The following is a 21648-nucleotide window of genomic DNA, read 5'->3' as shown; positions in this document are numbered from 1 at the left end:
CTATGCCAAGTTTTATTGGATTGGCTGTTGACGCAAAACGTCAGATTTCAGGAAAGCAATGATGGAAGTTCGCACGCCGAATCGCCTGCCGTTCCATCGTCTACCGGTGTTTCCGGTGCTTGTAGTCCAACTGATGGTTGTACTGATCGCGGCTGCTGTATGTTGGCAGTGGCGCGGTAGCGTCTCCGGATATTCCGGATTGTGCGGTGGCCTTATTGCGTGGCTACCCAATGTTTATTTTGCCCATAAGGCGTTCCGGTTTTCCGGTGCCAGGGCTGCTCAAGCCATAGTCCGGTCTTTTTATGCCGGTGAAGCGGGCAAATTAATTCTAACGGCAGTGCTGTTTGCACTGACGTTCGCAGGTGTGAAGCCATTGGATGCGCTGGCGGTCTTCAGCGTTTTCCTTCTGACCCAGTTGGTCAATTGGTTTTCACCCCTGCTAACGAGAACAAGACTTTTGAGACCTTAGGGCGTTTGAGGCAAACATGGCAGAGCAAACCGCTTCGGGCTACATCCAGCATCACCTGCAGAACCTGACGTTTGGGAAACTGCCTACAGGTGATTGGGGATTCGCTCACACAGCAGAACAAGCTAAAGAAATGGGCTTCTGGGCATTCCACGTGGATACCCTGGGTTGGTCCGTGGTTCTTGGTCTGGTTTTTATTCTTATTTTCCGCATGGCAGCAAAACGCGCTACCAGCGGCCAGCCTGGCGGCTTGCAGAACTTCGTTGAAGTGCTGATCGAGTTCGTTGATGGCAGTGTCAAAGACACGTTCCATGGCCGTAACATGCTGATCGCACCCTTGGCTTTGACCATCTTCGTCTGGATCTTCCTGATGAACTTGATGGACTTGGTTCCGGTGGATTTCCTGCCCGTTCTGGCGCAGAAAATCGCAGGCGACGAGCATATGTTCTTCCGCGTGGTGCCAACCACCGATCCAAACGCGACTCTGGGCATGGCCCTGTCGGTGTTTGCCTTGATCATTTTCTACAGCATCAAGGTTAAGGGCATCGGCGGCTTTATTGGCGAATTGACCCTGCACCCGTTCGGCAGCAAGAACATTCTGCTTCAGGCGCTGTTGATCCCGGTTAACTTCTTGCTTGAGTTCGTGACCCTGATCGCTAAGCCAATCTCTCTGGCACTGCGACTGTTCGGTAACATGTATGCCGGCGAACTGATCTTTATTCTGATTGCCGTGATGTTTGGCAGTGGCATGTTCCTGCTCAGCACCCTGGGCGTTGCCCTGAGCTGGGCGTGGGCAGTGTTCCACATCCTGATCATCACGCTGCAAGCGTTCATCTTCATGATGCTGACCATCGTCTACCTGTCGATGGCTCACGAAGACAACCACTAATTGGCTTTGCGCACCGTATCACTACGGTGCGCGGGTAATTGGTGGACGCCCGTGAGGGCATGCTGGACAAACGATTTAGCTTTACCGCTTAACCTTAGAAACACTTAACCAATACGACATAAAAGTCGGGAGGAAAAATGGAAACTGTAGTTGGTTTAACTGCGATCGCTGTTGCTCTGCTAATCGGCCTGGGCGCCCTTGGTACTGCCATTGGTTTCGGCCTGCTGGGCGGCAAGTTCCTGGAAGGCGCTGCGCGTCAGCCAGAAATGGTTCCAATGCTGCAAGTGAAAATGTTCATCGTCGCGGGCTTGCTCGACGCCGTGACCATGATCGGTGTTGGTATCGCACTGTTCTTCACCTTCGCGAATCCTTTCGTTGGTCAAATCCTGTAATCACTCGATTATTCGAGTGATTTGGTTTGATAGACAACGAACGAGCGAGGTGTTGGCGTGAACATTAATGCAACCCTGATTGGCCAGGCCGTTGCCTTCTTCATCTTCGTGATGTTCTGCATGAAGTACGTATGGCCTCCGGTCATCGCTGCTCTGCAAGAACGTCAAAAGAAGATCGCAGAAGGTCTGGACGCTGCCAACCGTGCAGCTCGTGATTTGGAGTTGGCCCAAGAGAAAGCGGGTCAACAACTGCGCGAAGCTAAAACACAGGCAGCAGAAATTATTGAGCAAGCCAAGAAACGCGGTACCCAGATTGTCGACGAGGCCCGTGAACAGGCTCATGTCGAAGCTGACCGTGTGAAGGCTCAGGCTCAGGCTGAGATCGAACAAGAACTGAACGGTGCTAAAGACGCGCTGCGTGCCCAAGTGGGTGCTCTGGCTGTCAATGGCGCTGAGAAGATCTTGGGCGTTTCAATCGACCAAAACGCGCACGCGGAGCTGGTTTCTAAACTGGCAGCGGAAATTTAAGCGAGGGCGCGATCATGGCAGAATTGACCACGTTGGCCCGACCTTACGCTAAGGCTGCCTTCGAGTACGCCCAGGCCCATCAGCAACTGGCCAATTGGTCAGCCATGCTCGGCCTGGCTGCTGCGGTATCGGAAGACGATACCATCCAGCGCGTGCTCAAGGCCCCGCGTTTGACGAGTAAAGACAAGGCCACCACTTTTATTGAAGTGTGTGGTGACAAGTTTGACGCACAAGTAGGCAATTTCATCCACGTATTGGCTGAAAACGATCGTCTGGCTTTGTTGCCGGAAATCGTTGAACTGTTCGAGCTGTATAAAGCCGAGCAGGAAAAGTCGATAGACGTTGATGTGACCAGTGCTTTTGCGTTGAACGATGAACAGCAAGACAAACTCGCCAAGGTTCTCAGTGCACGGCTCGGTCGAGAAGTGCGTCTGCACGCTGCGGAGGATGCCGCCCTTATCGGGGGTGTCATCATTCGCGCCGGCGACCTGGTTATCGATGGCTCAGTTCGCGGTAAAATCGCGAAACTGGCCGAAGCATTGAAATCTTGAGTTTGAAGGGGCAGCAGAGCTATGCAGCAACTCAATCCTTCCGAAATAAGTGAAATCATCAAGGGACGTATCGAGAAACTCGACGTCTCTTCCCAAGCCCGAAACGAAGGCACTATCGTCAGCGTATCTGACGGTATTGTGCGTATTCACGGTCTCGCCGATGCTATGTATGGCGAAATGATCGAGTTCCCGGGTGGCGTCTACGGTATGGCACTGAACCTGGAGCAAGACTCCGTGGGTGCAGTCGTACTGGGTGCATACACCACGCTCGCAGAAGGCATGAGCGCGAAGTGCACCGGCCGTATCCTCGAAGTTCCGGTTGGTCCGGAACTGCTGGGTCGTGTTGTTGACGCCTTGGGTAATCCAATCGACGGTAAAGGCCCGCTGAACAACGTCGCAACCGACGCTGTTGAAAAGGTTGCACCGGGCGTGATCTGGCGTAAGTCGGTTGATCAGCCGGTACAGACTGGCTACAAGTCAGTCGATGCCATGATCCCGGTAGGCCGTGGCCAGCGTGAGCTGATCATTGGTGACCGTCAGATCGGTAAAACTGCTTTGGCAGTTGACGCCATCATCAATCAGAAAAACAGCGGCATTAAGTGCGTTTACGTAGCCATCGGTCAGAAGCAATCGACCATCGCCAACGTAGTGCGCAAGCTGGAAGAGAACGGCGCCCTGGCTAACACCATCGTGGTGGCAGCTTCGGCTTCTGAATCGCCAGCGCTGCAGTACATTTCTGCCTACTCCGGTTGCACCATGGGTGAATACTTCCGTGACCGTGGTGAAGACGCGCTGATCGTTTATGACGATCTGTCCAAGCAAGCAGTGGCTTATCGTCAGATTTCCCTGTTGCTGCGCCGTCCACCAGGCCGTGAAGCTTACCCAGGCGACGTGTTCTACCTCCACAGCCGTCTGTTGGAGCGTGCATCGCGCGTATCCGAAGAGTACGTTGAGAAGTTCACCAATGGTGCTGTGACTGGCAAAACCGGTTCTTTGACCGCTCTGCCAATCATTGAAACCCAGGCTGGCGACGTTTCTGCGTTCGTACCAACCAACGTGATTTCGATCACTGACGGTCAGATCTTCCTTGAGACCTCGATGTTCAACTCCGGTATCCGTCCAGCGGTCAACGCTGGTATTTCGGTATCCCGTGTAGGTGGTGCGGCTCAAACCAAGATCATCAAGAAGCTTTCCGGTGGTATCCGTACCGCTCTGGCTCAGTACCGTGAATTGGCGGCATTCGCCCAGTTCGCATCTGACCTGGACGAAGCCACTCGTAAGCAACTTGAGCACGGTGAGCGCGTTACCGAGCTGATGAAGCAGAAGCAATATGCTCCGATGTCTATTGCAGACATGGCGCTGTCGCTGTACGCAGCTGAACGTGGTTTCCTACGGGATATCGAAGTCGCCAAAGTTGGCGCATTCGAGCAGGCCCTGATTGCTTACTTCAACCGTGATCACGCTGACTTGTTGGCGCAGATTAACGTGAAGGGTGACTTCAACGACGAAATCGACGCTGGCCTTAAAGCCGGTATCGAGAAGTTCAAAGCCACCCAAACCTGGTAAGCCGCAGCGAGGGCTTTACGGCCCTCGCTTGCTAACCTGATAGGTGTCAAATGGCAGGCGCAAAAGAGATTCGCAGCAAGATTGCGAGCATCAAAAGCACGCAGAAGATCACCAGCGCCATGGAAAAGGTGGCGGTAAGCAAAATGCGCAGGGCACAAATGCGCATGGCGTCTAGCCGTCCCTACGCGGAGCGTATCCGCCAGGTAATTGGTCATCTGGCCAACGCCAACCCGGAATACCGCCACCCGTTCATGATCGAGCGCGAAGTAAAGCGTGTAGGTTATGTCGTGGTAAGCAGTGACCGTGGTCTGTGTGGTGGTCTGAACACCAACCTGTTCAAGGCTCTGGTCAAAGACATGGCGAGCAATCGCGAGCAAGGCGTAGAGATTGATCTCTGCGTGATTGGCAGCAAAGGTGCGGCGTTTTTCCGTAACTTTGGTGGCAATGTTGTTGCTGCGATCAGCCACCTGGGCGAAGAACCATCGATCAATGATCTGATTGGTAGCGTCAAGGTAATGCTCGATGCGTACTTAGAAGGTCGTATCGATCGTTTGTCCGTGGTCTCGAACAAGTTCATCAACACCATGACGCAACAGCCGACAGTGGAGCAGTTGATTCCATTGGTGGCGACTCCGGATCAAGAGCTCAAGCATCACTGGGACTACCTGTACGAACCCGACGCCAAAGAGCTGCTGGAAGGCTTGATGGTGCGTTATGTGGAGTCGCAGGTGTACCAGGCAGTGGTTGAGAACAACGCGGCTGAACAAGCTGCGCGGATGATTGCAATGAAGAACGCCACCGACAACGCCGGTGATTTGATTGGTGATTTACAACTGATCTATAACAAGGCGCGTCAGGCAGCAATTACCCAAGAGATTTCGGAAATCGTCGGCGGCGCTGCCGCGGTTTAAGAACGGTTCAACTGTCAAGAACGGTTGAAAAAAGTCAGAGGAACCAAAGATGAGTAGCGGACGTATCGTTCAAATCATCGGCGCCGTTATCGACGTGGAATTCCCGCGTGATCATGTGCCGAGTGTTTATGAAGCGTTGAAAGTAGTCGGCGCTGAAACCACCCTCGAAGTTCAGCAGCAGCTGGGCGACGGTGTGGTCCGTACAATTGCAATGGGTTCGACCGAAGGCCTGAAACGTGGTCTAGACGTCACCAGCACAGGTACAAACATCCAGGTACCGGTCGGGGTTAAGACCCTGGGCCGTATCATGGACGTACTGGGCAACCCAATCGACGAAGCTGGCCCGATTGGCGAAGAAGAGCGTTGGGGCATTCACCGTCCTGCGCCAACTTACGCTGAACAAGCGGGCAGCAACGAACTGCTGGAAACAGGCATCAAGGTTATTGACTTGATCTGCCCGTTTGCCAAAGGCGGTAAGGTTGGTCTGTTCGGTGGTGCCGGTGTTGGTAAAACCGTAAACATGATGGAACTGATCCGTAACATCGCCATCGAGCACAGCGGTTATTCCGTGTTCGCCGGTGTGGGGGAGCGTACTCGTGAGGGTAACGACTTCTACCACGAGATGAAGGATTCCAACGTTCTCGACAAAGTAGCCTTGGTCTACGGTCAGATGAACGAGCCACCGGGCAACCGTCTGCGCGTAGCGTTGACTGGCTTGACCATGGCGGAGAAGTTCCGTGATGAAGGCCGTGATGTTCTGTTCTTCGTGGACAACATCTACCGTTATACCTTGGCCGGTACTGAAGTATCCGCACTGCTCGGCCGTATGCCGTCGGCAGTAGGTTATCAGCCGACCCTGGCCGAAGAGATGGGCGTTCTGCAAGAACGTATCACTTCGACCAAGACCGGTTCGATTACTTCGATCCAAGCCGTATACGTACCAGCGGATGACTTGACTGACCCGTCCCCGGCGACCACCTTCGCCCACTTGGACGCAACGGTCGTATTGTCCCGTGACATCGCTTCGTTGGGTATCTACCCAGCAGTTGACCCGTTGGACTCCACCTCTCGCCAGCTCGATCCGCAGGTGATTGGTCAGGAGCACTACGACACTGCGCGTGGCGTTCAGTACGTATTGCAGCGTTACAAAGAGCTGAAGGACATCATTGCTATTCTGGGTATGGACGAACTGTCCGAAGCCGATAAGCAGTTGGTATCCCGTGCTCGTAAGATTCAGCGCTTCCTGTCTCAGCCATTCTTCGTGGCCGAAGTCTTCACCGGTTCTCCAGGCAAATACGTTTCCCTGAAAGACACCATCGCAGGCTTCAGCGGCATCCTCAAAGGCGACTACGATCACTTGCCAGAGCAAGCGTTCTACATGGTCGGCAGCATTGAAGAAGCCGTAGAGAAAGCGAAGAAACTGTAATCACCGTATGCGCCTGGTAACAGGCGCATCAGGTTGTGGATAAGTCTTATCCACAACCTGCAATGTGAGGCAAGGTTATGGCTATGACAGTCCATTGCGATATCGTCAGCGCAGAAGCGGAGATGTTTTCCGGACTGGTCGAGATGGTAATTGCGCACGGTAACTTGGGTGATATCGGTATCACTCCAGGCCACGCGCCGTTGCTGACTGACCTGAAGCCGGGTCCAATCCGTTTGATCAAGCAAGGCGGCGAAGCTGAGGTGTTCTACATCTCCGGCGGCTTCCTTGAAGTGCAGCCAAACATGGTGAAGGTTTTGGCCGACACCGTGCAGCGTGCTGCCGATCTTGATGAAGCGTCTGCTCAGGAAGCCGTTAAGGCAGCTGAGAAAGCGTTGCACGAGCAAGGTGCTGAGTTCGATTACGGCTCAGCTGCTGCTCGTCTGGCCGAGGCTGCAGCTCAGCTGCGCACCGTCCAGCAATTGCGCAAGAAGTTCGGCGGCTAATCGCAGCAGTCAGACTTTTTTGCAGTTAAGTAAAAGGGTAGCCTAGGCTACCCTTTTTCTTTGCTGCGCCAATTCACTGCGCAGCGCGGTGTCTGGAAAGGATTTCCGTCTTTAACCATTGGTAACTACCGTTATGTCACTTGATATCGTCATTCTCGCAGCAGGTCAGGGCACGCGCATGCGTTCGGCCTTGCCTAAGGTTCTGCATCCGGTTGCTGGTAAGTCGATGCTGGGTCATGTCATCGATATCGCCCGTGAGCTTAAGCCCCAGGGCATTCATGTGGTCATTGGCCATGGCGCTGATACTGTGCGTGAACGCCTCGCCGCTGATGATCTGAACTTTGTCATGCAGACCGAGCAACTGGGTACAGGCCATGCAGTCGCTCAAGCACTGCCTGCACTGACCAGCGATCGCGTGTTGATTCTTTACGGCGATGTGCCACTGATCGAAAAGAGCACGCTTGAGCGCCTGCTACTGCAGGTTAATGATCAGCAGCTGGGTTTGCTTACGGTGAATCTCGACGATCCAACTGGTTATGGCCGTATTGTGCGCAATGCTGCTGGCCAGGTTGAAGCCATTGTTGAACACAAAGATGCCAGCGAAGTGCAGCGCCTAATCAGCGAAGGCAACACCGGGATTCTCGCGGTACCGGCGAGCAAATTGAGTGACTGGCTGGGGCGTCTGTCGAACAGCAATGCCCAAGGCGAGTACTACCTGACTGACGTAATTGCCATGGCGGTTTCCGATGGTTTGGTGGTGGCTACAGAGCAGCCGCTGGACGCCATGGAAGTACAGGGCGCCAACGATCGCCGTCAACTGGCTGAGTTGGAGCGCCATTATCAGCAGCGCGCTGCGCGGGCGTTGATGACCCAAGGCGTGACCCTGCGTGACCCCGCACGTTTTGATCAGCGCGGTGAAGTCTCCGTTGGCCGTGATGTGATGATCGACATCAACGTCATCCTTGAAGGCAACGTGCTGATTGAAGACAACGTCGAAATCGGCGCCAATTGCATCATCAAAAACAGCGTGCTGCGCAAAGGCGCGATCATCAAAGCCAACAGCCATCTGGACGGCGCAGAAGTGGGTGAGGGCGCAGATTGCGGCCCATTCGCGCGTTTACGTCCGGGGACTGTATTGGGCAAAAAGGCCCATGTGGGTAACTTTGTCGAATTGAAAAACGCGGTGCTGGGTGAAGGCGCTAAAGCCGGTCACTTGAGCTACCTTGGCGATGCTGAAATTGGCGCACGTACTAACATCGGCGCTGGCACCATTACTTGCAACTACGACGGTGTGAATAAGCATCGCACCGTGATGGGTGCTGATGTGTTTATCGGCTCAAACAGCTCGCTGGTTGCACCGGTTACCCTCGGCGATTTGGTGACCACGGGTGCCGGTTCAGTTATCACCAGCGACGTGCCTGTGGATAACTTAGCCGTCGGCCGCGCTAAGCAGCGCAATATTGAAGGCTGGAAGCGACCCACCAAGAAGTGAATCGAGCTGCTTCGCTGGCCAACACTGTCTAGCAAGCGGTCTGCTTGAAATGGTCTGTTATAGGGGCAACAGACTATTCACCGGCCTGAATTCTGCCGCTACATTGGCAGATCAGGCTCTGGCACCACTGGACAGGCTTCGATGCTATATTGAGGTGCGAATGGAGGGCTTTTAATGACCAAGACCACCACTGTTAGTGTCGCAGAACAGGTCCGCATGCTTGCTCAGGTTCACCAGGTCACCGCCGAGCGTGATGGAATGAGCCGCATCGCTTCGAACATTACTCGCCTTGCGGGTGATGATGTTGAGCTTGATTGCATAGAGCAGCTGCTCATTAACTTGAGCAGGAAAGGCGTTTTGACTAAACGGGAAACGCTTTCGCTTCAAGGACGCTACCTCCTAGAAAAGAGGAGCTTGAACAAGAAGCTCAGCGCATGAGTTTCGATCCTTTTGGCGATTTCGAAATTGCCGGCTACTTGCAAAATCTTCAAGGGCTTAAAAGTCCGTCTGATGTTAAACAGTCTGAGCACTTCGCCTTCGAGCTGAGTATCGATGAGGCCTTGGCATACCTAGCCAAAAGCAAATCCCTCAATTACAACGCCGTGCTCGAGGTTCACAAGATCCTGTTTAGTGGGTTTTACCCTTGGGCGGGAAAAGACAGAAATGAGCTAGTTCCGCATCTAGCTGTGTTTAAGGGCTTAGATAATGATCCTTACAGCATCGTCTTCGAATGCCCCGCGCTCATCAAGCATGCTATCGATTATGCTTTCGACCTCGCGAAAGACAAGAACAGGTTCAAGATTAAGCTTGGCGAAGTGATGGGCCAACTGGCGTTTGCACATCCTTTTTTAGACGGCAACGGTCGAACTCTTCTGCTGGTATTCATGGAGTTATGTTACCGAGCCGGATTCGCAATCGATTGGTCGAGGACTCACAAACGCGACTATCTGCAGGCGCTTAGCGACGAAATTCGCGAGCCAAGTAAAGGCCACCTTGATAATTACCTGACACCTTATGTCGTTAGCATTACGAGACGTGATGAGTGGCCCTTAATCATTGGCGGTATTGAGGGACTTGATGGGCTTGATAAAGAAGGTATCAGTTACGAGAGCTTGAATGATCCGCACGTCCAGTTGATCTACAAGCTGAACCGGGATCGAGAATAACTCTCCTTCTTAATAGCGGGTGACCGACCATATTTCGTTTCGGCTGTGGATAACTCTATTTAGGCTGCCATTTGGCGGTCTTTTGTGGTTTTGCTTGACCTAAAAGCTTCATTAGGTTTTGATTGCCTTCGTTATCTTTCGAATCGAAACTTAGGCATGTCCAAACGCAACACTCCGCAGCGTCGTCATTCCATTCTTGCCTTGCTCACCGAGCAGGGTGAAGTGAGCGTGGATGAACTGGCAAAACGCTTTTCGACTTCAGAAGTGACGGTGCGTAAAGACTTAGCTGCGCTGGAGAAGAACGGCTTGTTGCTGCGCCGGTATGGCGGTGCGGTGCAATTGCCGCAAGAGTTGATGGTCGATGTCAGCCAACCCATATCGAGCTATAAGCTGGCCATTGCTCGTGCCGGGGTTAAGTGCATACGTGAGCATGCGCGCATCATTATCGACAGCGGCACCACCACCGCGGCGATGATTCCGGAACTGGGGCGCAAGCCCGGTCTGGTGGTGATGACCAACTCGCTGATTGTTGCCAATGCGCTGCGTGATTTAGAGCACGAGCCGGTGTTGTTGATGACTGGCGGAACCTGGGACCCGCACTCTGAGTCTTTCCAGGGGCAGGTTGCCGAACAGGTGCTTCGCTCATACGATTTTGACCAGCTGTTTATTGGTGCCGATGGCATTGACGTGGCCCGTGGCACAACAACCTTTAACGAATTACTCGGCCTCAGCCAAGTCATGGCCGAGGTTGCCCGCGAAGTGATTGTGATGGTTGAGAGCGACAAGATAGGTCGCAAGATCCCCAACCTCGAATTGCCATGGGCACGTGTGCATACCCTGATTACTGATGAGCGTCTGAACCAGGATGCTCGAGACCAATTGCTGTCGTGCGGAATCAAATTGATCTGCGCGAGCATAGAGCCGTAAGGAGACAATTATGTGTGGAATCGTCGGTGCCGTAGCTGAACGTAATATCACCGCTGTGTTGGTTGAGGGGCTCAAGCGCCTTGAGTATCGCGGTTACGACAGCGCCGGCGTAGCACTGCTTAACGAGGCCGGTGAGCTGAATCGCCGCCGCCGTGTGGGCAAGGTCAGTGAACTTGAAGCGGCATTGAAGGCTGAGCCTCTGCCGGGTCGCGTTGGCATCGCCCACACTCGCTGGGCAACTCACGGAGCGCCGAGCGAGCGCAACGCGCATCCACACTTCTCTGGCCATCATCTTGCAGTGGTGCACAACGGCATCATTGAAAATCACGATGCCCTGCGTGATCAACTCAAGGGCTTGGGTTACAGCTTCAGTTCGGACACCGACACCGAAGTGATTGTGCATTTGCTTGATCACACCCTGAAGACCGAACCTGACCTCACGGCTGCGCTGAAACTGGCTGTTAAGCAGCTGCACGGCGCTTATGGCTTGGCGGTCATCAGTGCCAAACAACCAGATCGCATTGTTGCCGCCCGTAGTGGCAGCCCGCTGGTTATTGGTCTGGGTATTGGCGAAAACTTTCTCGCCTCAGACCAACTGGCCTTGCGCCAGGTGACTGACCGCTTTATGTACTTGGAAGAAGGCGACATCGCAGAGATTCAACGTGATGAAGTGAAAATCTGGAGCGTTGATGGCCAAGCGGTAAAACGCGAACAGGTGCAGTACCACGAAGGTGCCGAGGCGGCCGATAAAGGCGAATATCGCCACTTTATGCTCAAGGAAATCCATGAGCAGCCAGCCGTTGTGCAACGTACGCTGGAAGGCCGTTTGGCTGAAGATCATGTTCTGGTTCAAGCCTTTGGTCCGCAAGCCGCGGACATTTTCGCCAAGGTTAAAAACATCCAGATCGTCGCCTGCGGGACCAGCTATCACGCCGGTATGGTGGCGCGTTATTGGCTCGAAGAGTTGGCCGGTATTCCGTGCCAGATCGAAGTGGCCAGCGAGTTCCGCTATCGCAAGGTTGTGGTTCAGCCTGATACCCTGTTTGTCAGCATTTCTCAGTCGGGTGAAACCGCTGACACCTTGGCAGCACTGCGCAATGCCAAAGACCTGTCGCCCGAGCAAGGTGGTTACCTGGCTAGCCTGGCGATCTGTAACGTCGGCATCAGCTCACTGGTGCGCGAATCTGATTTGACCTTGCTGACCCTGGCTGGCCCGGAAATTGGCGTTGCCTCCACCAAAGCCTTCACCACCCAATTGGTCGCGCTGATGCTGCTGACCTTGGCCATGGGCCGCGTGCGCGGCACGCTTGATCCTAAGCTAGAAGCGGAGCTGGTTGCTGAACTGCGCCGCCTGCCAACCCGCTTGGGTGAGGCATTGGCAATGGACACTGTGGTTGAGAAGGTGTCCGAGCACTTCGCTGAGAAGCATCACACGTTGTTTTTGGGTCGCGGTGCGCAATACCCAGTGGCAATGGAGGGCGCCTTGAAGCTCAAGGAGATCTCGTACATCCACGCTGAAGCCTATCCGGCCGGTGAACTCAAGCACGGCCCGTTGGCCTTGGTTGATGCCGACATGCCGGTGGTCACCGTTGCGCCTAACAACGAACTGCTGGAGAAGCTTAAATCCAACCTGCAGGAAGTTCGTGCCCGTGGCGGCGAGCTGATTGTATTTGCCGATGAAAAAGCCGGCATGAGCAATGGCGAAGGCACTCACGTGGTTAACATGCCGCATATCCACGATGCCCTTGCGCCGATCCTCTACACCATCCCCCTGCAACTGCTGTCGTACTACGTTGCCGTGCTCAAAGGCACCGACGTGGACCAGCCGCGTAACCTGGCCAAGTCTGTGACTGTTGAGTAGAGACCGGCGGATACGAGCTGGAAAACCCTCACTGGTTTTCCAGCTAAATTAGAAATTTGTCCTGTGGGTAACTTAACTTATCCACATGTCCCTCGTTTCGAGTATTGAGCCAAGCAGCAAGGCATTTTGGGTGAGATAGGGCTCCTTTCCTCAAAACGCAACCGAGCTCAACAGGCTTCATGGCGACCTGTCGGTTTTGAACTACGCTGCGATAACACCCACTTGGTTTATCGTTGATGCTGTGTTCGGCGTTCACAGTAGCGCAGCGACCGGAGAGCGCAATGCCTCTCAGCGAAATGACAGCTATCGATCCTCAGGCATTTGTCCATGTGCGGATAGTGGTTGGCGTCGTCACGGGTCTTAGCGTCACCCGCTTGTTAAGCGGGCTTTCTCGATTCGTCCAACACCCTGAACTCAATCAAATTTATCTGCCGCACCTTGTCTGGACAGCTTTTCTTATACTGTTCGTTATCCATTTCTGGTGGTTCGAATTCGCGCTGTTCCGTGTTGAACACTGGGAGTTCGAGGAATACTTCTTCGTGTTGGGTTATGCCGCACTGATATTTTTTACCTCTGCACTGCTATTTCCAGACCACATGGGCGAGTACCTGGGCTTTGCTGATTATTTCCATTCACGCCAACGCTGGTTTTACGCCCTGCTTGGCACCATTTTCATCATGGATGTGCTCGACTCCATGATGAAAGGCATGGAGCACTTCCGGGCACTTGGGGTTATTTACCCTTTTCGTCAGATCGGTCTCTGCGGGTTATGCATCGTCGCCGCATGCGTCAAGCACAGGATGTTTCACCTGTGTTTTGCAATTGTGGCGTTGATAGCTGAGGTCTGGTGGATATTTTCGGCGTTCAGGTTTATTGATTAAACAACGCAGCAAGCTTGCGGCGGCGAGCATCAGTTAAACAGCCGCCTCCAGATCAGGATGGTGCTGCTGCACTAAGTTTGGGACCTGATTCGTCCACCCGAGCGCTGTATCAGTTAGAAACCGACAAGGGTAATCCAACCCTGAGCACTGTCGACTCAATGTTTTGGTCAGGGCTGGTGAGGTGCTAGCGCTGAGGTTGGAACCTGAGTCGCTGTTTACCGCAGCGGTTACTCAGTTCGGAATCTACCCACTAAACGATTAAGCTCGTTGGATACTTGGGATAAGGATTCAGTCGTAGCTTTTGAGTGGTGTGAAACCTGATTTATGCGTTCCGCGTCGGCGTGAATATCGACAATATGCCGGTTAATTTCTTCGGCGACTGCATGCTGTTCTTCCGCCGCCGTGGCGATTTGGGTATTCATGTCCTTGATCGTAATAACCGCCTCATGCACACCGCTGAATGCTTCTTCAACCTGCACAGTAAATGCCACTGACTCGTTAGACTGAGACAGACTTTTTTGCATCTCACTGGCCACACTGTGGGTGCTGTTTACCAGCTTTTCCAACAGGGTATTAATTTGCTCAGTCGATTCAGATGTACGTTTTGCGAGTGCCCGGACTTCATCGGCAACTACAGCAAAGCCACGGCCTTGATCACCGGCACGTGCTGCCTCGATAGCGGCGTTTAGCGCCAGCAAGTTGGTTTGCTCAGCAATCCCGCGGATGGTGTTGAGAATTGCTGTAATGCTTTGCGTATCGTTTTGCAGGTGGCTGATCGAGTCAGCGGCGCTTTTGATCTTATCGCCGAGGCTACCGACTTGCTCAATCATCAGACCTATTACTTTCTGACCTTTATGCGCTTGATCTTCACCGTGCTGTGCCGCGTCGGCGGCACGATTACAACTGGCTGCAACTTCGTTGGCTGTGGCGACCATTTCGTGGAAAGCAGTTGAAACCATATCGACCGCAATAGATTGGCGTTGCGCGCTGTCGTCGAGTTGACTGGCTTGGCTGTCGATGGTGCTGGCATCTTTTTCGACACGCAGGCTCGAGGCGCGTATGTCTTGAATCAGCCCTTGTATGCTGCTGACGAAACCATTGAAGCCGAGTGCCATTTCAGACATCTCATCACGGCCTTTAACTTCCAAGCGACCGGTTAAATCACCTTGGCCACTGGCGATGTCTCTGAGGCGTAGGGATGCGTTATTGATGGGGGAGATCAGCACCTTGGATAACGCGATGCCACACAACGCGAACACCACCACCAAGCCCGCACTTAGCAAGCTGATAATGGTGACGAGTTGCCAAGCGCCTGCGCTGATTTCACGACTTTCGATGAGCCCGACATACGTCCAGCCAAGGCTTGCTGATTTGTAAACGCTGGCGCTGTAATCGGTGTCGCCGATCGTCACGTCATAGAAACCCGCAGGTTTGTCTGCAAGCTGTGCATAACCTTCGCCCAGGCTGTTCATCGGCTTGAAGTTGTTATCGGGGTGCTTAGGGTCAGCGAGCACGTTACCGTTATTTTCGACCAGCATCAGGTAGCCGGTTGTGCCGAATTGAACGCGTTTCACCGCTTGGGTCAGCTGATCAAGCGAGACATCCAGGCCGATAACTCCGGTACCACCGTCATTGTCGGTAAATGTTGAAACAGTGGAGATAATTGTTGAGTTGTCTTCGGCAAATAAATAAGCCGCGGTCCGGGTTGGTTTGCCGTTGCCACTTAAGCCCGTCTTGAACCATGGGCGGGTGCGTGGGTCGTATTTGGCCGAAATGTTGGAGTCGGGCCACTGTAAATAGCGTCCTTCACTGGTGCCCACATATACATAGGCATAGCTGGGGTGCGCTTTGCCCATGGCATCAAACAGCGTGTAGATCTCTGCACCGATCCCTGCTGCTGGCGCACTCATTTTGGTTTCTGAAGGCGCATCGAGATAGCTGTTGAGGCTGTCATCGGCAGATTTGAGCAGCGCCGTCTGGGTCAGCAGGGTCACGTTCTCGGCGACACTGGTTAGAAACAAATTGAAGGCGTTATCCACTTCTTGAATTTGTTTAACGCTGCTTTGATTAAATTGTTCACGCTCATGAGTGATGGCCTGGCGGGTCACAAACACGGTGATGATCAGAGTAGGAATCAGCGTGACGCAGATAAACGCTGCAATAAGCTTTGCGCGGATGGTCATAGTGCCCCTCAATAGAAATTGCTCTGGGCAGCCCGTGGCCAAAGCAGTAGCGATACTGAGTTATCGGCGACTAAATAAGCCGCTTGAGCCTTGAAACGACATCGGCAAGCTTTAGTGCGACCAGTTTGTCACCTAGCTAAAGTTTTGCAGCGATTGAAACTTGGGAATGAAGGGTTAGCTTCAACGGAACTGCGTCACATAAATAATAAGTTTTTTCAGTGGGTTAAGGGCTAAACCCCCTGTTTTTGATCTGCTAGTTATTTAGCGCTAGCGCCTTAGTGTGAATTGTTCCAAGGCACTATCAAAAGCGTTGCTAGGGTAACTGTAATCGCGCCTAAGCCTTTGATTAAAAACGTTAAATTTTTGGCGCCAAGGAAAGGTATGCTTAATGACACGCTTACACCACGGCGCCTTTTAGTTGTAGACCCTTGTGATGATTGTCGCTCATTGTTGCCGGGTCTTCGTGAGGCAGGATGGACGGTGGAAGGCTGCTTGCTTGAGCAAGCGGAGGAGCGTAACTGTGATGTCGGTTTAATCAGGTTGAATGAAGCGCACCTTCGGCGGCCCGCTGCAGTCAAGCAGCTGTTGAGCCGCAGCGGTACTGAGTGGATTGCAGTGCTTAGCCCCGATCTGCTGTCCTCGGTTACAGCCCTTGGCGAGTTTGTGGGTGAATGGTTTTTTGACTATCACACCTTGCCCTTTGACGTGTCTCGCGTGCATGTGACCTTGGGCCGTGCCTACGGTATGGCCAGATTGCGCGGGCGTAAAAGCGGCATCATTGTTGATCATGAAAATGAGTTAATGGGGCAGAGCAAACCAATCCGTGATTTACGAAAGCTGCTTGCCAAACTTGCGCCAACGCATTCGCCGGTATTGATTCGTGGTGAAAGCGGTACAGGTAAAGAACTAGTCGCAAGAACCCTGCATCGCCGTTCCAATCGCGCAAGCAAGCCGTTTATTGCGATCAACTGCGGAGCCATTCCCGAGCACCTGATTCAGTCCGAGTTATTTGGTCACGAGAAGGGCGCATTTACCGGCGCGCATCAACGCAAAATCGGACGGATAGAGTCGGCAGATGGCGGCACATTGTTTCTCGACGAAATTGGTGACCTACCCCTTGAGCTGCAGGCGAACCTGCTGCGTTTTCTGCAAGAAAAGCAGATAGAGCGTGTGGGGGGCAATCAGCCAATATCGGTTGATGTTCGGGTGCTGGCCGCCACTCATATTGATCTTGAAGCCGCCATTGATAATGGCAGTTTTCGCGAGGACCTTTATTACCGCCTTAATGTACTGCAGGTGCAGACCGCTGCTTTGCATGAGCGCATGGCAGACATTCCGATGTTGGCAAGCTACTTCGCCAGCTTGTACAGCGCCGAGACCGGGCGCCGGGCCAAGCGATTCAGCGACGATGCATTGAGACAGCTGACGGAACATAAATGGCCGGGTAATGTGCGTGAACTGGCCAACCGGGTACGACGAGGCCTGGTGCTGGCAGAGGGACGACAGATAGAAGCCAAGGACCTTGGCCTTGAACAACGCAGCATACTGCTTGAACAGCTTGGCACGCTGGAAGATTACAAGCGCAAGGCTGAAATTCAGGCGCTCAATGATGCCATGGCAAAGTATCCGGAAAACTGCAGTCAGGCGGCGCGTGGCCTCGGTATTTCACGGCCAACATTTTACCGGCTCCTGCATAAGCACCAGATTCGCTGAGGCCGACGGGGTTTAAAGCCTGACAAAGTAGGGCAGGGCCATCAGCGCACACCCAATCGCAACCATCGGCAGGGTCGTGCTAATAAAGTAAGGGAACACCATCAACCCCAGGCCGCAAACAAACGGCATGGTGCGAGCATTCTTGCGTCCGTAGATAAAAAAGCCCAACCCGATCGAGCCAAACAACAATCCCCAAAGCATCCCTTGAGTATCCACAACTGCCTCGTCTGGTTTGTGTCTGATGCTCTGCATACTAGACGCCCGCAAGCCCGACCGGAATAGATTCCGGACAGGCCTGTGGATAAGTTTAGTTAGAAGTAATAAGGGAATCGAACGCTGAAGGTGAAGTCCGGCGCATCCGGTGTCAGACCGATTGACAGGTTGGGCACAATACTCAGGTTTTGATCGACTGCGTAGGTCATGCCGATGTTGTAGTACGCGGCGTTGGCGTCACTACTGGGCACTGATTGAAAGCTTTGACCCTCAGCTTTGACTTTGCTTTTTTGCGAGAGTAGTTGTGAGTAAGACATCGACAGGCTCATACGTTCGTTAAGCGCAAAGGCCATGCCCAAGCCAAATTGGAACCAGTTACCCAGTTGCACGGTGCCGGGTTGTTTAACCCCGCGGGTAGAGCTGATGTCGCTGTAGTCTTCTTCCAGGTTGTAGGTGTAAGACAGGTTGCCGAAGAGCACTGCGGGGTCGACGGTTTTGACCAGCGATATGCCTGGGGTGACTGACCACACGCCGTTGCCGGTTGGCAGCTCTTCGGGAACGGTCAGATTGTCGTTACCGGGCACAGCTTGCAGTTTGATGCCATAAGGGTCTTTGCCCGTTGGTGCTTTGACCCGCAGGCTCAGTACTGCATCTGGCCGGCTCTCGGTTTCCGTTAGGAATTTATAGGCAATACCCGCGCTGACATCACCGATTTCAGGGTCTCGGGTAACGGTTTCTTCGGAGATCGCCGTGCTCGAACCGCCTGCGCCTGCTGATTCAAAGGTGGTCTCGCGGTACACCACAGGCACGCTCAGATCGAATTGCCAGCGGTCACGCCAATTATACCGGCCAGTCAGATCAAGGGTTAAGGAGTCCGAGTTAATCTGATCGACACCAATGTTGCCAAGAAAGATGGTGTCGAGGGCCAGGAAGCCGTTAAGGAACAGTTGCCTGCTGTCATAGTGGCTGTAAGTCAGGCCCGTTTCAAAGCTGAAGGAGCCGGTGCCGAAGAAACCGCTGGCCTCATTGTAGATATTTTCAACGCTGCGCGCTGGTGCAGCATCATCTTGCAGGCTGGTGCCGTAGCCCGTTTCACCGGCGGAGCCACCTGTCTTGGCCACAGCCTCACTGCGTCCTGTTGCAGGAATAGGGCGCACCAGTGGTTTCTGTATGGGCTGGGACTCAACTTGCTTGAGCCGTTGCTCGAGTACCATAAGTGCTTTTTGTTGAGCGTCGTAGTGTTGCTTCAGTAGTTCAAGTTGTTGTTTTAATGCGTCTACTTCAGCGTCTGTTGCAGCCATCAATGAAGGGGCGACAAGCGCGCTAGTCGCACACATAACCAAGCAGATAGATACGTGCTTCGGCATGGTAAGACATCCATTTCAGATCGGTAACAAATCCAGCCTAGACCATATTTACAGCCCTGTTGGACGCAAATTGTTAAGTTGGTTCCAATTGCAATTCAAACCATTCGCCGTCGGCATATTTTCCTTCAGCATGACGTTTAGCGCGGCGAAATTGGTGACAGTGTTACTTGAGCCAATAATGTCGGTACGTTGAACCGCACCACCTGCACCGAGCTGCTGCAGGCTGGCTCCTTGGCCGTTGGTGTTAATTGCCAGTTGTAAACCACCACCCATTGGGCTGACCTTAACCGTTCCGAGGTCACTGGTTTGCTGGACGCTGCTGACCATCTGCGAACCAGACATGACTGCAGGTGCCTTGTTGCCATGGGTGACATCAATGTTCAGATTGTTGTAGCTGGTGTTTAGATCGCCAGCAGACCGTGTCGTTTGAACCACCCCCTGAACATTATTGAGGCTGTTGCCGCCACTTATCTGACCTGTCCCTTGGGTGGGTGTGTTGGTGGCTGGCGAATTTTCAATGCCAGAGGCGATTGTCGCGGCAGCAGCATCACTGTTGTTTTGCTTGAAAGTGGTGATGTTGAACACCGGCTTGGGCATGTTCTGCTGGATTTGCATATTGACCTTGGCACCCAGCACCTGGCCGTTAGCGTTTTGCCAGGTGCTGGCCATGGTCACACCGAAATTAACAATTCGTCCTGGCAGCACATAACGGCCACGCAGTTGAGATAATTCCTGGTCACTCAGCTCTGCAGGTACAAAGAGACCTGTGGCGTGGAGTGGCAGGCTGGCAACTAAGCAGAAGGTTGCCATACACAGTTGAGTCTTCATGTCGTGCTCCATTAAAAGAAGTCACTTTGTATAAAACCGAACTCCATCAACTCGGCATCATTTACCGGCTTGAAACGGTCTAGACGGTTGCGCGCAGTGAGTGGCTGCGGCGGTTCTGTTAAAGGATTGCTGCGGTCGTAACCGGCGCCAATGACTGCGAAAACAATGCCGTTCCAGCCTTCTTTGAAATCATCCAGTTTGTAGCGCTTATGGCCCAATACCGGGTCGCCGATATAGGCCCAGTTGCCTTCGGTTTTTTGCAGCACTACAAAGTGCTTGTAGCCGCGTACGTCCAGCAGCACCACCACCGGGACTTTTATCTGTTCGAGTTGTTCCGCTGGAATGCGATAACCGCGAGCGCGTAAGCCAATGGCCTCGACATAGCGTTTCATGTCGAGCATTGAGAAACCTTGGCTGCGAACCATGTCGAGGTCTGCTTGTTGGAGCATTCCTTCAATCACGGTTTGTTCGTCAATATCAAAGCGATACCCCTGATACAGAATGGTCGCCAGCGATGCAGCGCCACAGCTGAAATCAGTTTTTTGCTCGATCAGATTGCTGAAGCGTCGCTCGCGGATACTCTCGACCTTTTTGAAGGCCAGGGCACCGCCCGGCAGAACCGGAAAGCCCAGCTGAGACGCGTAAGCCGCAGGGCAAATCAGCATGATCAGGACAACGAGAAGGGCGCGCATAAATCAGTCCTTGGAAAAGAAAGAGGCTCCGAAACTTCGGAGCCTCCAGGACTAGCTTAGTAGCGAAGTGATTCGCCGCCGCCAGTACCGCCAGCTGGGCACGAGGTGCAACCTGCCGCAATCGACAGAGAGTTGCTTTGCTGGTTGCCAGCACCTGCAGCCACGTTGACGCCGACGTTACCCGATACGCGGTTTAGCGAGCCGCTCAGCACAGCAGTGTTAACCACTGGAGTGTTGAAGCCAGCCACAATCGGGATGTTGCCGGAGACCACGCCAAGCAGGCCGATCACACCTTCTTCGTTGAAGGCCAATGCACCGCCGTCATCGTTCAGGTCTTGAGCGCCTTGTGCATCGCTATCCAGATCTACGTGGCCTGTGTTGGTGCCACCAGGATGGTTTTCCCCTTCCCAAGAGTCGAGGTAGACATCGCCGATCTGGTCGGATTTGCCTTTGTAACCACCAATAGCGGCCATGCCCAGAGTGACTTTTTTAGAGCCATAATCAAGCGTGGCATTGTTGTTGGTGGTGTTGCCAGAAATCGACTGTGTGGCTGTGCTGCTGGCGGTAGAGAACGCGCCCGCAGAGACGGCAGCAGCCATGTCGTTTTTCTGTTGGTTATAAGTACCAGATGCAACGTTGGCACCGACGTTACCGCTGGCGCCGTTAAGCGAGTTGGTAAGCGCGGCAGTGCTTGGGTTGGAGAAGTTTTTCACGTCGTTGTTGGTCAACTTCTGGTTAACAGTGGTTGACGCTTCGGCAGTGCCAAAGACAAAGCTTGCATCCGCACTGGCCAGTGCGGCAGCGTTGGCCTGTTGGTTGTTGGTACCGGCCACAACGTTGACGCCGATGTTACCCGAGGCGCCTGCGCCAACATCATCAACCCCTGCTGCGTTTTCAGTGCCTTCGTTGCGTACGCTGTTATTTTTAATGATCTGGGTATCGTCGACAGTTGCGGATGCACCTGTTTCAGGAATCCAGGACTTTTTCTGATCAGCTTGTACTGCGGTCGCTGCCATGGCTACTGCCAAAGCGATTGCCAGCGGCGTTACTACCATTTTAGTTTTCATGGTGTATCTCCTTGCCTTGCTGTGTT

The 21648-nt window shown here is 53.4% G+C and carries 21 protein-coding genes and 2 pseudogenes; 16 read left to right on the top strand and 7 right to left on the bottom strand.

Translation table 11 applies throughout. The annotated features are described in order from the left end of the window. Positions 1-61 precede the first annotated feature (61 nt). The 15 genes from AACY09_RS14990 to AACY09_RS14920 all read left to right on the top strand — a co-directional run bounded on the left by AACY09_RS14990 (position 62) and on the right by AACY09_RS14920 (position 13559). Complete coding sequence (locus AACY09_RS14990; RefSeq protein WP_339489122.1) at positions 62-469, top strand: F0F1 ATP synthase subunit I; 408 nt, start codon at positions 62-64, stop codon at positions 467-469. 16 nt (positions 470-485) lie between these two features. Next, the gene (atpB, locus tag AACY09_RS14985; protein WP_339489121.1) at positions 486-1355 is read left to right on the top strand and encodes a F0F1 ATP synthase subunit A; all 870 of its coding nucleotides are present in this window, start codon (positions 486-488) and stop codon (positions 1353-1355) included. Between the two features lie 137 nt (positions 1356-1492). Further along, complete coding sequence (gene atpE, locus AACY09_RS14980; protein WP_087518900.1) at positions 1493-1747, top strand: F0F1 ATP synthase subunit C; 255 nt, start codon at positions 1493-1495, stop codon at positions 1745-1747. Between the two features lie 57 nt (positions 1748-1804). Further along, positions 1805-2275, top strand: coding sequence for a F0F1 ATP synthase subunit B (locus AACY09_RS14975; RefSeq protein ID WP_339489120.1), 471 nt, complete (start codon positions 1805-1807; stop codon positions 2273-2275). A gap of 14 nt (positions 2276-2289) precedes the next feature. Further along, positions 2290-2826: a F0F1 ATP synthase subunit delta gene (locus AACY09_RS14970; RefSeq protein ID WP_339489119.1), complete on the top strand. Its 537-nt coding sequence runs from the start codon at positions 2290-2292 to the stop codon at positions 2824-2826. A gap of 21 nt (positions 2827-2847) precedes the next feature. Next, complete coding sequence (gene atpA, locus AACY09_RS14965) at positions 2848-4392, top strand: F0F1 ATP synthase subunit alpha (RefSeq protein ID WP_339489117.1); 1545 nt, start codon at positions 2848-2850, stop codon at positions 4390-4392. Between the two features lie 50 nt (positions 4393-4442). Next, positions 4443-5303 carry a F0F1 ATP synthase subunit gamma gene (gene atpG, locus AACY09_RS14960; RefSeq protein WP_087518896.1) on the top strand — a complete coding sequence of 287 codons (861 nt, stop codon included), beginning with the start codon at positions 4443-4445 and terminating at the stop codon, positions 5301-5303. Positions 5304-5352: 49 nt separating this feature from the next. Continuing rightward, a complete protein-coding gene (gene atpD / locus AACY09_RS14955) occupies positions 5353-6729 on the top strand; it encodes a F0F1 ATP synthase subunit beta (RefSeq protein WP_339489116.1) in 1377 nt (458 codons plus the stop codon). A gap of 77 nt (positions 6730-6806) precedes the next feature. Then, positions 6807-7232 (top strand): F0F1 ATP synthase subunit epsilon, encoded by a 426-nt coding sequence (locus AACY09_RS14950; RefSeq protein ID WP_339489115.1) that lies wholly within the window; start codon positions 6807-6809, stop codon positions 7230-7232. A 133-nt stretch (positions 7233-7365) separates the two neighbouring features. After that, complete coding sequence (glmU, locus tag AACY09_RS14945; RefSeq protein WP_339489114.1) at positions 7366-8724, top strand: bifunctional UDP-N-acetylglucosamine diphosphorylase/glucosamine-1-phosphate N-acetyltransferase GlmU; 1359 nt, start codon at positions 7366-7368, stop codon at positions 8722-8724. Between the two features lie 174 nt (positions 8725-8898). Next, positions 8899-9162, top strand: coding sequence for a hypothetical protein (locus AACY09_RS14940; protein ID WP_339489113.1), 264 nt, complete (start codon positions 8899-8901; stop codon positions 9160-9162). Continuing rightward, positions 9159-9890 carry a Fic family protein gene (locus AACY09_RS14935; RefSeq protein ID WP_339489112.1) on the top strand — a complete coding sequence of 244 codons (732 nt, stop codon included), beginning with the start codon at positions 9159-9161 and terminating at the stop codon, positions 9888-9890. The genes AACY09_RS14940 and AACY09_RS14935 overlap by 4 nt, the downstream gene beginning before the upstream one ends. Before the next feature lie 156 nt (positions 9891-10046). Beyond that, positions 10047-10817 carry a DeoR/GlpR family DNA-binding transcription regulator gene (locus AACY09_RS14930; protein WP_339489111.1) on the top strand — a complete coding sequence of 257 codons (771 nt, stop codon included), beginning with the start codon at positions 10047-10049 and terminating at the stop codon, positions 10815-10817. Between the two features lie 10 nt (positions 10818-10827). Then, the gene (gene glmS, locus AACY09_RS14925; RefSeq protein WP_339489110.1) at positions 10828-12678 is read left to right on the top strand and encodes a glutamine--fructose-6-phosphate transaminase (isomerizing); all 1851 of its coding nucleotides are present in this window, start codon (positions 10828-10830) and stop codon (positions 12676-12678) included. A 281-nt stretch (positions 12679-12959) separates the two neighbouring features. Next, positions 12960-13559, top strand: coding sequence for a hypothetical protein (locus AACY09_RS14920; protein ID WP_339489109.1), 600 nt, complete (start codon positions 12960-12962; stop codon positions 13557-13559). A 352-nt stretch (positions 13560-13911) separates the two neighbouring features. Here the strand turns inward: AACY09_RS14920 and AACY09_RS22075 are convergent. Then, positions 13912-14752 (bottom strand): annotated as a pseudogene (locus AACY09_RS22075) (methyl-accepting chemotaxis protein); the annotation flags it as partial. A gap of 159 nt (positions 14753-14911) precedes the next feature. Continuing rightward, positions 14912-15742 (bottom strand): annotated as a pseudogene (locus AACY09_RS22070) (cache domain-containing protein); the annotation flags it as partial. 381 nt (positions 15743-16123) lie between these two features. Here AACY09_RS22070 and AACY09_RS14910 point away from each other — a divergent pair. Next, positions 16124-17455, top strand: a complete 1332-nt coding sequence (locus tag AACY09_RS14910) for a sigma-54 dependent transcriptional regulator (RefSeq protein WP_339489106.1) — start codon at positions 16124-16126, stop codon at positions 17453-17455. Between the two features lie 12 nt (positions 17456-17467). Here the strand turns inward: AACY09_RS14910 and AACY09_RS14905 are convergent, their stop codons facing one another. The 5 genes from AACY09_RS14905 to AACY09_RS14885 are packed head-to-tail and all read right to left on the bottom strand — an operon-like array spanning position 17468 to position 21622. Then, positions 17468-17707, bottom strand: a complete 240-nt coding sequence (locus AACY09_RS14905) for a hypothetical protein (RefSeq protein WP_339489105.1) — start codon at positions 17705-17707, stop codon at positions 17468-17470. A 59-nt stretch (positions 17708-17766) separates the two neighbouring features. Further along, complete coding sequence (locus AACY09_RS14900; RefSeq protein WP_339489103.1) at positions 17767-19035, bottom strand: transporter; 1269 nt, start codon at positions 19033-19035, stop codon at positions 17767-17769. A gap of 48 nt (positions 19036-19083) precedes the next feature. Beyond that, positions 19084-19863, bottom strand: coding sequence for a hypothetical protein (locus AACY09_RS14895; RefSeq protein ID WP_339489102.1), 780 nt, complete (start codon positions 19861-19863; stop codon positions 19084-19086). A gap of 11 nt (positions 19864-19874) precedes the next feature. Continuing rightward, complete coding sequence (locus AACY09_RS14890; protein WP_339489100.1) at positions 19875-20555, bottom strand: C39 family peptidase; 681 nt, start codon at positions 20553-20555, stop codon at positions 19875-19877. 56 nt (positions 20556-20611) lie between these two features. Beyond that, the gene (locus AACY09_RS14885) at positions 20612-21622 is read right to left on the bottom strand and encodes a hypothetical protein (protein ID WP_339489099.1); all 1011 of its coding nucleotides are present in this window, start codon (positions 21620-21622) and stop codon (positions 20612-20614) included. Between the last annotated feature and the right edge of the window lie 26 nt (positions 21623-21648).

This window comes from Pseudomonas sp. EL_65y_Pfl2_R95, from assembly GCF_963971045.1.
Classification (GTDB): Bacteria; Pseudomonadota; Gammaproteobacteria; order Pseudomonadales; family Pseudomonadaceae; genus Aquipseudomonas.
The sequence above is the reverse complement of the archived record's forward strand: the minus strand, read 5'-3'. Positions and strand labels throughout refer to the sequence as shown.